The 13,733-nt window shown below is 30.9% G+C and carries 14 protein-coding genes; 9 read left to right on the forward strand and 5 right to left on the reverse strand.

What is annotated here, in order from left to right:
- Positions 1-6 precede the first annotated feature (6 nt).
- The 7 genes from J8M14_RS21210 to J8M14_RS21240 all read left to right on the forward strand — a co-directional run bounded on the left by J8M14_RS21210 (position 7) and on the right by J8M14_RS21240 (position 6,710).
- Positions 7-405 carry a thioredoxin family protein gene (locus J8M14_RS21210; protein WP_211076942.1) on the forward strand — a complete coding sequence of 133 codons (399 nt, stop codon included), beginning with the start codon at positions 7-9 and terminating at the stop codon, positions 403-405.
- 91 nt (positions 406-496) lie between these two features.
- Positions 497-1,390: an FAD:protein FMN transferase gene (locus tag J8M14_RS21215; protein ID WP_211076839.1), complete on the forward strand. Its 894-nt coding sequence runs from the start codon at positions 497-499 to the stop codon at positions 1,388-1,390.
- Positions 1,391-1,397: 7 nt separating this feature from the next.
- Positions 1,398-1,607, forward strand: a complete 210-nt coding sequence (locus J8M14_RS21220; protein ID WP_211076840.1) for a DUF4266 domain-containing protein — start codon at positions 1,398-1,400, stop codon at positions 1,605-1,607.
- A gap of 92 nt (positions 1,608-1,699) precedes the next feature.
- The gene (locus J8M14_RS21225; RefSeq protein WP_247672731.1) at positions 1,700-2,947 is read left to right on the forward strand and encodes a DUF3570 domain-containing protein; all 1,248 of its coding nucleotides are present in this window, start codon (positions 1,700-1,702) and stop codon (positions 2,945-2,947) included.
- A gap of 108 nt (positions 2,948-3,055) precedes the next feature.
- Positions 3,056-3,898: a methylated-DNA--[protein]-cysteine S-methyltransferase gene (locus J8M14_RS21230; protein ID WP_211076841.1), complete on the forward strand. Its 843-nt coding sequence runs from the start codon at positions 3,056-3,058 to the stop codon at positions 3,896-3,898.
- Between the two features lie 66 nt (positions 3,899-3,964).
- Positions 3,965-4,444 (forward strand): DUF1203 domain-containing protein, encoded by a 480-nt coding sequence (locus tag J8M14_RS21235; RefSeq protein WP_211076842.1) that lies wholly within the window; start codon positions 3,965-3,967, stop codon positions 4,442-4,444.
- 442 nt (positions 4,445-4,886) lie between these two features.
- Positions 4,887-6,710 (forward strand): ABC transporter ATP-binding protein, encoded by a 1,824-nt coding sequence (locus J8M14_RS21240; protein ID WP_211076843.1) that lies wholly within the window; start codon positions 4,887-4,889, stop codon positions 6,708-6,710.
- 29 nt (positions 6,711-6,739) lie between these two features.
- On the opposite strand, the gene J8M14_RS21245 is transcribed toward J8M14_RS21240, so the two are convergent.
- The 5 genes from J8M14_RS21245 to J8M14_RS21265 all read right to left on the reverse strand — a co-directional run bounded on the left by J8M14_RS21245 (position 6,740) and on the right by J8M14_RS21265 (position 12,123).
- Positions 6,740-7,660: a glycosyltransferase family 2 protein gene (locus tag J8M14_RS21245; protein WP_211076844.1), complete on the reverse strand. Its 921-nt coding sequence runs from the start codon at positions 7,658-7,660 to the stop codon at positions 6,740-6,742.
- A 4-nt stretch (positions 7,661-7,664) separates the two neighbouring features.
- On the reverse strand, positions 7,665-8,711 hold the full coding sequence (locus J8M14_RS21250) for a glycosyltransferase family 2 protein (protein ID WP_211076845.1): 1,047 nt from the start codon (positions 8,709-8,711) through the stop codon (positions 7,665-7,667).
- Positions 8,712-9,229: 518 nt separating this feature from the next.
- On the reverse strand, positions 9,230-9,820 hold the full coding sequence (locus tag J8M14_RS21255; RefSeq protein ID WP_211076846.1) for a hypothetical protein: 591 nt from the start codon (positions 9,818-9,820) through the stop codon (positions 9,230-9,232).
- A 186-nt stretch (positions 9,821-10,006) separates the two neighbouring features.
- The gene (locus J8M14_RS21260; RefSeq protein ID WP_211076847.1) at positions 10,007-10,555 is read right to left on the reverse strand and encodes a hypothetical protein; all 549 of its coding nucleotides are present in this window, start codon (positions 10,553-10,555) and stop codon (positions 10,007-10,009) included.
- Between the two features lie 155 nt (positions 10,556-10,710).
- Positions 10,711-12,123 (reverse strand): MBOAT family O-acyltransferase, encoded by a 1,413-nt coding sequence (locus tag J8M14_RS21265; protein WP_211076848.1) that lies wholly within the window; start codon positions 12,121-12,123, stop codon positions 10,711-10,713.
- Positions 12,124-12,378: 255 nt separating this feature from the next.
- Here J8M14_RS21265 and J8M14_RS21270 point away from each other — a divergent pair, with 255 nt between their 5' ends.
- On the forward strand, positions 12,379-12,804 hold the full coding sequence (locus J8M14_RS21270; protein WP_211076849.1) for a nuclear transport factor 2 family protein: 426 nt from the start codon (positions 12,379-12,381) through the stop codon (positions 12,802-12,804).
- A complete protein-coding gene (locus tag J8M14_RS21275; protein WP_247672733.1) occupies positions 12,785-13,711 on the forward strand; it encodes a hypothetical protein in 927 nt (308 codons plus the stop codon). Before J8M14_RS21270 ends, J8M14_RS21275 begins: the two co-directional genes overlap by 20 nt.
- The last annotated feature ends 22 nt before the right edge of the window (positions 13,712-13,733 follow it).

Consider the following 13,733-nt stretch of genomic DNA (forward strand, 5'->3'; position numbering starts at 1 on the left):
TCTGGAATTAATTTCTTAAGCGCACAGGAATGGTTAACTGATTTTGAAATCGCTAGGAAAAAGGCCAAAGAAGATAATAAACATATAATTTTAGTGTTTGCTGGTTCTGATTGGTGTGCGCCTTGTATTAAATTAGAAAAACAAATTCTAGAAACCGAAGAGTTTCAGAAGTATGCTAAGGAAAATTATGTATTACTTAAAGCCGATTTTCCCAGAAAGAAAAAAAATCAATTGCCAGAATCACTACAGAATCAAAATATAAAGTTGGCCGAAATCTATAATAAAAGTGGAGGTTTTCCATTAGTTGTAGTTTTGGATAAAGAAGGAAAGAAGCTTGGAGAAACAGGGTATAAAAAGGTAACTCCAGCCTTTTATATAGAAACTCTAAATAGAATGATTAAATAATATTTTGAAATATATACTTGTATTTTTGATTTCACTTTTTGTTAGTACTAACTGTCTTTCGCAAAAAATATATAAGCGAACACTCACCTTAATGGGTAGTGATTTTGATATAACCGTTGTTGCAGAAGATAAAACAAGTGCTGATCAATACATAGATATAGCAGTAGAAGAGATCCAAAGGATTGAAAAATTAATCTCTTCCTGGGATAAAAATTCACAAACCTCTTTGATAAATACCAAAGCAGGAATTGAACCCGTAATAATTGATCAGGAACTTTTTGATTTAATCCAAAGAGCAATAGGAATTTCTAAATTAACCGATGGAGCCTTTGATATTAGTTATGCATCAATGGATAGAATTTGGAAATTCGATGGAAGTATGAATAAAATGCCTTCTGAAACCAAAATTAAGGCTTCTATTTATAAAGTAGGATACCAAAACATTATATTGGACAAAGAAAAATCTACAGTATTCCTAAAGTTAAAAGGAATGAAAATAGGTTTTGGAGGAATAGGTAAAGGTTATGCAGCCGATAAAGCAAAAGATCTTTTAATGTCTATGGGAGTAGATGGAGGAATCATTAATGCTTCAGGAGATATGAATACCTGGGGGAGACAACCTGATGGAGTTCCTTGGAAAGTAGCAATTACAAATCCATTAAATAAAGACAATGCTTTTGGATTATTGCCTTTGATTAATAAAGCAGTTGTGACTTCTGGTAATTATGAAAAATACGTAGTGTTGGATGGTAAACGTTATTCTCATATTATTGATCCCAGGACTGGTTACCCGTCAAACGGAATAGTAAGTGCAACAGTTTTTGCTCCAAAGGCTGAATTAGCAGACGCTTTAGCTACTTCTATTTTTGTGATGGGAATAGAAGTTGGATTGAATAGAATAAAACAATTAAAAGGAATTGAATGCATCATAATTGATGATCAGGGGAACATACATACTTCTGATCATATAAAAATAGATAAATAATATATTTATGAAGAAGCTTATTATAATTTTAGTAGTGTTATTATCTCTACATTCTTGTGTAGTGGTAAAAGAATACGAAAAAGTAGCAATTAATGATCCGGATATGGAGTTAGCTTCTAAAAAGATTGATCGCTTCGAGACCAATTTTCAGGCATATAGAGAATCAGCAGCAGGAGCCAACGGAGGAAAAACAGGTGGTGGTTGTGGATGCAATTAAGTAAGTTCCTTATCCTTTTGTTGAGCGAGGTCTAATTAACCTGAAAACTGAAATTATAGTAAATACTAAAAACTTTAGAAACAATATACCTTTTGAAAAAACTCCTCATCATATTTGTCTTTTTATTCACAGCACTAGTAGTTGCCCAGGAAGAACAAGAAGATACCAGCAGAACCTATAAAAAAAGAGTATTAGAAGCAACAGAAGTAGATTATTTAATGAGTTATTATACTCAAGATGGTGACAATGCTGCGGTTACTGGAGGAATAGGAACTGAAGAGCTTACTGATATTACTCCTACTATTGTTGTTTCTATTCCATTAAATGATGATGATGTTTTGGCTATAGATGCTGGAATTTCGGCATATACTTCTGCTTCTTCTAGTAATGTTGATCCTTATGATGGAGATGTCCCGGCTGATCCCTTTGTAGCATCCTCAGGGGCATCAAAAAAAGACGTTTTAGTAAGTTTTGCAACTACTTATAGTCATAGCAGCGATGACCGTAATGATATATGGTCAGCTAATGTCTCTGTAGCAAGCGAATATGATTATTTCTCTATCGGTTTTGGAGGAAGCTATACCAAATTATTTAATGAAAAGAATACAGAGTTAAGTTTAAAAGCCAATGTGTTTCTAGATACTTGGAACGCAATTTATCCCTCAGAGTTAAGAGATCAACCAGATTTTATATCTTTTGATGATGAATCCAGAAACTCCTACTCTTTAGGTTTAGGTTTTTCTCAGATATTATCTAAAAAATTGCAAGGATCCTTGGTGTTAGATGTTATTCAACAGGAAGGTCTCTTATCCACTCCTTTTCAGCGAGTGCAATTTGCAGATGTAGCTGATGTGGTTGTTCAAAATTTCATTATTGGAGATGATATAGAAAGGCTACCAGATTCCAGGTTTAAAATTGCAGCTGGAGGAAGATTACATTATTACATTAACGAATTTTTTACCATACGTACATTTTACAGATATTACACTGATGATTGGGGTATCAATTCGCATACTGCCAGTATAGAAGTACCTATTAAAATAACGGATAAATTTACATTATATCCGAGCTATCGTTTTTATAACCAAACGGCTGCAGACTATTTTGCACCATTTAATCAACATTTATCCACATCAGAATTCTATACCTCTGATTATGATTTGTCAGATTTTGATGCTAACCAATATGGATTCGGAGTAAGCTATACAGATATATTTACAAAACTACACATCTGGAAATTTGGTCTAAAGAGTCTGGATTTACGATTTAGACAATACGAACGTAGTACAGGATTAAGTGCTAGTATTTTTTCTGGTGGACTTAGCTTTGTGATGGATTAATGTGTTGATATGTTTATTATTTTCTTTAGTACATTAAATTGAGCAAGTTTTGGGTTTTAAACCAAACTAAAGCAATATACTTTTATAGTGTCTAATAAGAATATAGTAATGAGCCAGAATGATTTTAATTATAACCGTATTGCTGAAGCAATAGCATATATCAAAGAGAATTTTAAGGAGCAACCTACTCTAGAAGAGATTGCGGAAAAAGTACATATAAGTCCTTTTCATTTTCAACGATTATTTACTGATTGGGTAGGTGTGAGTCCTAAGAAATTTTTGCAATATACTAGTTTAGAATATGCTAAACAGGTGCTTAAAAATCGACAAACCTCATTGTTTGACGTAGCCTATCAAACAGGCCTCTCTGGTACAGGCAGACTACATGATTTATTTGTGAAAATCGAAGGAATGACTCCGGGAGAGTATAAAAATGGAGGAGAACAACTATCTATTAATTATAGTTATGCAGAAACTCCTTTTGGAAGGGTTCTAGTAGCTTCTACATCAAAAGGGATCTGTCATATGGCATTTATTGATAATGAAGAACAGGCTTTTAAGAGTTTGAAACAACGTTTTCCTAACTCAATTTTTAATCAGGTAGTAGATAGGATACAACAAAATGCGTTATTCATTTTTACTAAGGATTGGGAAAAACCGGATGAGATAAAGTTACATCTTAAAGGAACTGATTTTCAACTTAAGGTATGGCAAACACTGCTCAAAATCCCATTAGGAGGATTAACTACCTATGGAAGTATTGCCAAGCAAATCGATAAACCAAAAGCTTCCAGAGCTGTTGGTACAGCTATTGGTAATAATCCTGTGGCGTTTTTAATTCCTTGTCATCGTGTAATACAATCTTCTGGGGATTTAGGTGGATATCATTGGGGAAATACTCGAAAAACAGCAATTATAGGCTGGGAAGCTGCAAAAGTAGATGCAAACTGAGCAAGATTCGGGTAGAAGATGTTTGGTTTTAGAAACATCTTTGTATATAATCTTAAAACAAATTACATGAACCAGTTTAGAATTATTCCTTTAACAGAGCAATACGCATCTAAGATTCGTAGTAAACGTATAGACGAATTTGATAACAGTGTAATTGAACAGGTAGCAACAGGTTTCGGCCCTTGTAGGGTATCATTAAAACCTTTTGAACCTGGACAAGATAAGAGATTGTTATGTAGTTATAGCCCTTTTGAAATTGACAATGCTTTTAATCAACCAGGACCTATATTTATTCATAAAGAAGAAGTACAATCATATAAAGATATTCATCGATTTCCATCTGAAATTAAAGCTGATAAGGAAAACTTCCCGTTATCATTAATTGGATATAGTAAAGAACAACATATGGTTTTTGCCAAGTTGGTGGGGGATAATGATATAGATCTTATGATTCCTCGAATATTCAATGCACATGATGAAATAGCTTATCTACATGCCAGAAATGCAGAGGCTGGCTGTTTTATTTGTAAAATAGAAAGAGCATAATATTGATCTTATTAAAAGAAAAGAGAAAAAGGAGTTACTATAGTCTAAGTATCTCCTTTTTGCCATATTGTAGGTGTGTTCAAGGTATGTAGATATCGTATGAATATCTATATTAAAAACGTTTGTATATTAAAATACCCTACCCTGATTTACTTTTTTATTGTAAGAATTAATTGTTGATTTTAAAAAGTAATCTGTGGGACCCATAATCTTAGGATATTCCAAAACTGACTTGTTCTGTATGAAAAGGACTGACAAAGTTGTCATATAGTCATATAATTTGATCAATAAAACTAAGCTGGTATTATAGTTGATACCATAGGAGGTATCATAACCAAAAATAAGTTCTATTTTTGTGTCAAATTCTAATTGTGCAGGATAAAAATGAAAACTATCTTTTTTCATTAGTAAAAACTGCACATTTTTTAATCAATTATAATTAATGAATTACTTAAAGAAGTTATCACATTTTATTCTACCCTATAAAAGATTTGCAATTCTTAATATCATATGTAATGTGTTTTATGCTTTATTTAGTACGCTTGCAATGGTATCTCTAATGCCTATGATTAATGTATTATTTGGAGAAAGTAAAAAAGTAACAGTAAAACCTACATATGAGGGATTAACTAAAATTAAATCTTTTGCAGAGGATTCATTAAACTATTTTGTTACATCTGTTTCAGAGGCAGAGGGACCTCAACAAGCCTTGTTATATATGATTATTATGATCATTAGTTTATTCTTATTAAAGAACTTGTTTAGTTACTTAGCTGTGTTTTTTGTTACATATCTTAGGAATGGTGTACTGAAAGACCTTAGGAATAGTATTTATGATAAAGTAATTAATTTACCAATTTCTTATTATTCAGAAAAAAGAAAAGGAGATATTATCGCTCGTATTTCAGGTGATGTGGCTGAAGTTCAGGTGTCATTATTATCTGTTTTAGAACTAATTGTAAGAGAGCCATTAACTATAGTTTTTGCTATTATAACGATGTTTATTATAAGTGCAAAACTTACTTTATTTGTTTTTCTTTTTATTCCGATTGCTGGATTTATTATTTCTTTGATTGGTAAGCGGTTAAAGAAACATTCACAAAAAGTTCAGGAGGAACAAGGATTATTTTTATCCACTTTAGAGGAAACGTTAAGTGGATTAAGAGTGATCAAAGGATTTAATTCTGAATCGCATTTTAATAAAAGGTTTCAAGATTCGACAAGTAGATTTTTTCGATTTTCTAATAGTCTTGGTCACCGACAAAACTTGGCGTCACCTACTAGTGAATTTTTAGGGATTGTGACCATTGCAGCTTTATTATGGTATGGCGGGAGTATGGTTCTGGTAGAGCAGACTTTATCAGGTGGTGCTTTTATTGGATATATGGCACTGTCCTATCAAATATTAACTCCGGCAAAAGCGATCAGTAAGGCTAGTTATAGAGTACGATCCGGAAATGCAGCTGCAGATCGTGTATTGGAGATTTTAGATACCATTTCACCATTAAAAGATAAACCGGATGCTTTAGAGAAAAATGGTTTTAATAGTGATGTCTCTTTTAATAATATTTCTTTTAAATATGAAGATGAATATGTCTTAAAAGATTTTTCGTTGAAAATAGAAAAAGGAAAAACAGTAGCATTAGTTGGGCAATCAGGAAGTGGTAAATCTACTATTGCTAATTTGGTAACTCGATTTTATGATGTGAATAAAGGAGATATTTCTATCGATGGAGAAAATATTAAGGATCTCTCGAAAAAGTCTTTACGTCATTTGATGGGACTAGTCACACAAGATTCTATTTTATTCAATGATACCGTTAAAAACAATATTCTTTTAGGAAAAGAAGATGCAAGTGACGAAGAAATTATTGATGCATTAAATATTGCTAATGCCTGGGAGTTTGTTAAAGATTTACCAAAAGGTATAGATACTAATATTGGAGACTCAGGAGGAAAACTTTCTGGCGGACAGAAGCAACGTTTAAGTATTGCCAGAGCGGTGCTTAAAAACCCTCCGATAATGATTTTAGATGAAGCTACTTCAGCATTAGATACGGAGAGCGAACGCTTAGTTCAGGATGCCTTGGAGAAAATGATGCAAAACAGGACCTCTATTGTTATTGCACACAGATTATCTACAATACAGAAAGCAGATGCTATTGTGGTAATGCAAAAAGGAGAAATAGTCGAGCAAGGTACTCATCAAGAATTACTTGCTAAGGATGGGATGTATAAAAAATTAGTAAGTATGCAGTCGCTATAAGAGTTAATAAAGGAAATATGATTTTGAACCTATTTTATTTTAAAGAACATATTTGCTAAATAAAACATTTTTTCAAGATCATTCTTTTTATTAATTTTTAGTATTTCTTTTCTGTTAGAAAATAGTACTGCTACTCTTTTAAGGTTATTGGAGAGAGAGAAGTTGCTGTATGACTCCTTTACGGATAAAATAATTCTTTTTTCTTCTTGTAATTCATCAGGACATCTATCATAGAAGTTATTAATACGATGTCTTCTTTCTTTAAATTTTTGACCTTTTGACTTTTTATTCTTTTTCTTGTCTTTTTTATCTTTATTATTTGATGCAATTACGTTATCTTGATGATGTCGGTATTTTACTAAAGGCTCATCTAGATAAAATAGACCATTTCCTAAAGAAGCTACATAAGCCAACCACCAATCATGAGGAATTAATTCAGGAAATGGTTTAGCATTATTATAAAGAGATTTTGTAAACAAAGAAGCGTGTCCAGAAACACAGTTGTCTAATAAAAAATTTAGAGGAGTATTAGAATTAATTAAGTTCTTTGTGCTGGAAAAACTGTTGCCTAAACAATTTAGTTTTTCGTCTACAAAAGTAGAATTACAGTACACCAAATCATAATCACTAATCGAATTTATTAACTTCTCTATCTTAGTAGGAGCCCACCAATCATCCTGATCGGATAACGCAATATATTTTCCATTGGCTAAATCAATACCTCGTTCGAAATTTTTGATATATCCAACATTCTTATCAAAAGCGTGAATGATGATATTTTTGTGTTTTTTACTGAATTCAGTAACGATATCTATAGTGGTGTCATTTGATGCATCATCAACAATTATAACCTCTATTTTAGAATATGTTTGGTTAAGAATGCTTTGTAATTGATCCTCAATGTACTCAGAGCCATTATATGTGCCGATAACTACAGATACTAATTCCATGAGATCATATTTTGTATTTTTTTCTAACCTTTTTATATATCGTTTTATATACTTTATACGATAGATAAGTATAGCTGGAAGAAAATTTATCTAAAATAAAACTGCTAAGATCGGATTTCTTATAAAATTGAAATACTTTATCAAAACCATGTCTTTTATATGAAGATCCGGCATAAAGATTTTTAATAACTGTAATATGTTTTTCAGGAATATGTTTTTTTACCTCACTAAAAATAGGGTTGTTCAAAATCTCATAACAGATTTGAATTTTTTCGTAATACTGGATATATAAAAATTTATGAAACTCTTTTGTGTTTTCGGTATTAACTTTACTATTCTTCATAGATTCAGAAGAAGTATGAACTCTGAATTTTACTAATTTATCACTTATAAAAACAAAATTATGAACTAGAATTTTATTTAAAATAAAAATGTAATCTATCAGCTGGAAATAATTGTCAGGAAAATCACTCCTTGAATATTTTTCTTTGTTAAAAAGAAATGTAGGAGGTTCACCAATACAGTTATTAAAAATATGATTAGATATCAATTTAGAAGTTTCTTTTGGAGTATAAACGCGTTCCTCATTAAAAATATTTTCAGTCTTTGGAAGCTTTTCTGAATAATACCTTTTTATTTTTGGATTAAATCCTTCTTCAAAAAAATATTCTCTATTGCAAATTACAAAATCAACACTATGTTCTATAGCACATTTTATCATGCGTTCAACACAGTTTTCTTGTAATAAATCATCCTGAAACAAAAACTTAACCCATTTAGAAGAAGCCCTTTCTAGGGATGCACACCAATTACCTACTAAACCTAGATTTTTTTCGTTTTTATGCACCTTTATTCTACTATCTTCCTCTGCATATGATTCGCAAATAGTCAAGGTGTCATCAGAAGAATGATCATCGGTAATAATGATCTCAATGTTTTTATATGATTGGTTAATTGCACTGTCTAAAGTCTCTTTAATATGATTACTTCCATTATATGTTGGAATACATATAGAAACCAATGGTAGTGTTTTTTCTTCGTAAGCAGGCATAAAGGATTTATGTAATTATATAGTTTACAAGTTTAGTTTGGATAATTTTGAAAGTTTTTTGTCAATAAAATATCAATATTTCTTTCTATAATCTCACAGCACTTATATTATCACCTAAGGTATGAAAATTAAAATTTACACCCTTAAAATCATTTTTAATATCTAATACGGTATTCGGGATTGGTTTAGTATCAAAAAAGTTTTTCCAAAAGAATTTTTCTTGATAAGCAACCTGAATAGTTAAGCTTTTGCATTTAAGAACTTTTTACTATTCTTAATGCCTTTCAGAGTAATTTTGTTACCCTAAAAAAGAATAAAACTTCACATTTATTCGATTAAATTTTTTGCAAAATTAATAATTTAACTTGGATTTCTTGGGGAGTTTGGAGTATTCTTACAATGTCTTTTTGAATATCGCGAGGATTTCTAACGAATTAAAATTAAAAAATAGGATCATCCTGAGGGGTGATCCTATTTTTTAATTTTAATTGGTTTGTATTTGAGTAGAACAGATCTATTTATTGCCTTTCATAAGTTAGGTATCTAATCTCATTTATTTCTATAGTCTCTCCTTCAAATTCAATAAAATGACTTTCTGTTTCATTAGGGTGTGACCCAAATATTATTCTCGATTCGTTTTCGGGTAAAACATTAACCGTTATAAAAGTACTTTCAGTTTCATCTACTAATGTAATAGTATTAAATCCGGAAGAATTAATGGTAGAAAAACTTCCATCTTCATTGGTTCTAACGTAATCTCCGCTTGTCCAGGAGTAGATAGTATTGGATTCTTTTTCAATACAATTAACTTGTTGTTCTAATTGATCTGTAGTACCTTCAACTAATTGTAAATATATTTCTAGTTCAGAACTTGAATTAAATGTAGCCTTACCATCATTACTAATAATCAAAAACTCATTTTGTAAACAATTCTCACTAGGATTGATTTGATTAGAAACTTGAATTTCTTTATTATCAGGGGAATAATTAAAAGAAGATACACTGGTAAGTTTCCAAGTTCCTGTAAAGTCATAGGTTTCATCATCTGATGAACATGAAAAGGCTGATATTAATGTAATTGTAATTAAAAATAGTTTAAAATATTTCATCGTTTTTTGATTTGTTTATTAGACCCTGTTAAAAGATTAATTAGGTTATAGATTATACATCCTAAAATACATTTGTACAATTATTTTGTTGCAGACAATAGAATTAAAGAAAGTATAGTAACTATTATGGCGTTGATTTTGATAGATATATTTTACTAAATTTTGATTATATCAGAATAACTTAATTTATTGTTTTTCATAGTTTAGGGATATTTTCTCTTCAACTATCACTGATTCTCCATCTATTTCAATTATTTTATGAGCAATGTTTCCATCTCTAGGAAGTGCGTTTAATACACCATTAGGATATAAAATAAAAGTAAGATATGTATTGAGGTTTTCGTCAAAAAGGGTAATCTCTTCATAACCACCAAAATATGTGACCTCTTTAATCCAAGGATATGTTTTGGACGATTCTTGCTGAGTTACACAATTAATTTGTTGTTCAAATTCATTAGTCGTTTCTGGCAACTTTTGTAATGTTACATCAAGTCTAGAAGAAGTTATTATTGTTGCTGTATTATTGGGGTTTATAATAATTTGATTTATGAAACAATCAGAGTTGGTTATTTCTGTAGATATTGGAGCAACTTTATTATCGTTAACTGAAGAACTTTTTACAGATCCAACAGTAAATTTCCAGATACCTATATGATCTTGATTATCATCATCTGATGAACATGAAAAGGTTGATATTAATGTAATTGTAATTAAAAGTAGTTTAAAATATTTCATCGTTTTTTGATTTGTTTATTAGACCCTGTTAAAAGATTAATTGGGTTATAAATTATACATCCTAAAAAACGTTAGCACTATTACTTTGTTGCAGATAAAAACAAGTAAAGAAAATATAGTAACGAGTATAGTGTTGATTTTGAAAGAATTATTTATTAAAATCTAAAATAAATGAATGGATTATAAGAATCTGCTGCTACGTAAATAATAGAAATGACGAGCATTATAATTATACAAGAATATCTTATGATCAATAGATTTGGATTTTTTAGCTTGCTTTCTATATATGGATAGATAGGTGTAGAAAATAGTATAGCTAATACACTTGTGAATGCTAATTCGTTAATGTTATTAAAGTAAGCTATAAAATCATTTACTGTCTGATTACCTTCTGTGTAGACAAACATAGTTTTTAGATAAGATAGTGCAGAATCCCAATTGTCAGCTCTAAAAAGCACCCATCCTACAAGAACAATAAACAGTGCATATAGGTGTTGAAAAGGAATCCAAATCTTTTCTAATATCTTTTTAAATCCTATTCTTTCTATAATAATAAAAAGTCCGTGAAATAATCCCCAAATTATAAAGTTCCATGCGGCTCCGTGCCATAAGCCTGTAATAAAAAATACAACGAACAAATTAAAGTATGTACGATACTTACCTTTTCGGTTACCTCCTAGAGGAATATATAGATAGTCTCTAAACCAGGTAGAAAGAGAGATATGCCATCTTCTCCAAAATTCTTGTATGCTTTTAGAGATGTATGGGTAATTAAAGTTTTCCAAAAAGTTAAAACCAAACATTTTACCTAATCCAATAGCCATGTCAGAATAACCTGAAAAATCATAATATATCTGAAATGAATATGCGATTACACCAAACCAAGCGTAATATGTAGAAAAACCTCCTCCACTTTCTGTGAAGATGATATCAGCTGCGCTGGCAAATGTATTAGCTATAAGCATTTTTTTTGCGAGGCCAATGGCAAAACGTTCTAACCCTTTAGCAAAGCCAATTAATGTTACCTCTCTATCAGAAACTTCTTTATGGATATCTATATACCTTACGATCGGGCCAGCTACTAGTTGAGGGAACATAGTTACGTATGTAGCAAACTCAATAAGATTTCTATTTGCTTTAACATCGCCACGATAGACATCAATAGTATAAGACATAGTCTGAAATACATAAAAACTAATTCCTAGAGGTAGTATTATCTCAGGCAGACTATGTAAACTTTCTCCATCAATTTGGAGTGAATCCAGTAGCGTATATAAGTTATCAATAGCAAAGTTAAAATACTTAAATATCCCCAGCGTTAGTAGGTTGGTAAGGAGAGAAATCCTTAAGCCAAGTTTTCGCTTCCCTTCCTCAATTAGAATACCGCATTTATAATCGACAAGAGTCGAGAATATCATTACCAATACCAAAAGTTCCTCTCCATAAGTATAGAAATATATACTGGCAATAAGTAAAACAAGATTCCTAAACTTTTTTGGAACAATAAAGTAAAGGAGTATAGTCAGAGGGAAAAAAAGGAGTAAAAAATAAGCGCTACTAAATACCATTTAGGGTTATCATCTTAAAACGTGCAAATATAAAAACTAATTGTGGATTAGTATTAAATAATGATTATTAAAAAGCAGTTTTTAGAAGCTTAATGTTTTAATTATAATGATAGTATTCTAATAATTTATATTTGTTGTTTAATTAAACTAAATGTATGACCCTAAAAGGATTAAGGAATCTTTATGAATATTATCAAAAATGTTTTTCTACATTAGACCAAGAACCTATTTCGTATCAATCATAAAATAAACAAAATGAAACATTTTCTAATCTTATCGTTATTACTTATTACTGCTTCGTCCATTAATGGTCAGAACTCTGAATATGAAGCGGTAAAAAAAACTGTTAACTATTATTTGGAAGGAGGAACCAATAATGATTTTGAGACTTTAAAAAAAGCTTTTCATAAAACGGCCACTATGAGATATATCAGAGAAGGTTATCAAGATGTTAATGCTTTAGAATTTTTTAAAAAAGTAATGAAGCCTGGTCCTAAACAGAACAGGAAAACAAAGGTTGTCAATGTCGATATATCTGGTCATGCGGCTACTGCCAGATTAGAAATTGAATATCCTACATTTACATTTATTGATTATATGAGTTTGCTTAAGATTGATGGTGAATGGAAGATAGTAAGTAAGATTTTTTATAAAAAAGCGCATGAGACATCATCAAAGTAAGAAGAAAACGTTTATAATATCCTATCTGTTTATAATATTCCAAGGTGTAATGTTGTCTGCTCAAATTGATGAATCCCTGAAGTATTTAGGCGAAGAACCACCATCATTAATCCCAAAGGTCTTTGCGCCAGATATGATATCAAAGCCCGGAGAATCAGAATTTGGTTCAGTGTTTTCTAAAGATGGTACAGAGTTTTTCTATGGAGTTGATATTAATGGAAGAGCTGAAACAAGGTATACCAGATTAGAAAAAGATTCCTGGACCACACCAAAAACTATTATTTCGCACAAAAGTTATGGTCATAATGACCCATTCTTATCTCCGGATGAGTATCGATTGTATTATATATCAGATCGACCGTTAAATGGTAAAGGAAGTAATAAAGATCATGATATTTGGTATTCAGAAAAACGACCATATGGCTGGTCAAAACCTATAAACGCCGGAGTAAATATAAACTCGGATAGAAATGAATACTATATGTCATTTACGAATGATGGCACCATGTATTTTAGCTCTAATGTTGCTGCAGAAAAGAACAATAACAGTGATTTTGATATTTATACTTCAAAATTTATTGATGGGGAGTTTCAAAAACCTAAAAAGTTAAGTGATGCAGTAAATACCAAAGCATATGAAGCTGATGTTTTTGTGGCCCCGGATGAATCCTATATTATTTTTTGTGCTACACGAAAGAATGGTTTAGGAAGAGGTGATCTATACATAAGTTTTAAGAATGCTGATGGAACCTGGACTCCATCTAAAAATATGGATGAACCTATCAATAGTAAAAATCATGAGTTGTGCCCTTTTGTGACAAAAGATGGTAAATATTTATTTTATACCAGTAATCAGGATATTTATTGGGTTGATGCTAAAATCATACAGCAGTACCGTTCTCCATAAAACCCCTTCAATTTTGCTTCGT

The organism is Aquimarina sp. MMG016 (assembly GCF_018100805.1).
Classification (GTDB): Bacteria; Bacteroidota; Bacteroidia; order Flavobacteriales; family Flavobacteriaceae; genus Aquimarina.

Coding starts and splice junctions, on each gene's coding strand:
- J8M14_RS21215 (WP_211076839.1), top strand. CDS start 497: ATGGGTAGTGATTTTGATATAACCGTTGTTGCAGAAGATAAAACAAGT.
- J8M14_RS21220 (WP_211076840.1), top strand. CDS start 1,398: ATGAAGAAGCTTATTATAATTTTAGTAGTGTTATTATCTCTACATTCT.
- J8M14_RS21230 (WP_211076841.1), top strand. CDS start 3,056: ATGAGCCAGAATGATTTTAATTATAACCGTATTGCTGAAGCAATAGCA.
- J8M14_RS21235 (WP_211076842.1), top strand. CDS start 3,965: ATGAACCAGTTTAGAATTATTCCTTTAACAGAGCAATACGCATCTAAG.
- J8M14_RS21240 (WP_211076843.1), top strand. CDS start 4,887: ATGAATTACTTAAAGAAGTTATCACATTTTATTCTACCCTATAAAAGA.
- J8M14_RS21245 (WP_211076844.1), bottom strand. CDS start 7,660: ATGGAATTAGTATCTGTAGTTATCGGCACATATAATGGCTCTGAGTAC.
- J8M14_RS21250 (WP_211076845.1), bottom strand. CDS start 8,711: ATGCCTGCTTACGAAGAAAAAACACTACCATTGGTTTCTATATGTATT.
- J8M14_RS21255 (WP_211076846.1), bottom strand. CDS start 9,820: ATGAAATATTTTAAACTATTTTTAATTACAATTACATTAATATCAGCC.
- J8M14_RS21260 (WP_211076847.1), bottom strand. CDS start 10,555: ATGAAATATTTTAAACTACTTTTAATTACAATTACATTAATATCAACC.
- J8M14_RS21265 (WP_211076848.1), bottom strand. CDS start 12,123: ATGGTATTTAGTAGCGCTTATTTTTTACTCCTTTTTTTCCCTCTGACT.
- J8M14_RS21270 (WP_211076849.1), top strand. CDS start 12,379: ATGAAACATTTTCTAATCTTATCGTTATTACTTATTACTGCTTCGTCC.
- J8M14_RS21275 (WP_247672733.1), top strand. CDS start 12,785: ATGAGACATCATCAAAGTAAGAAGAAAACGTTTATAATATCCTATCTG.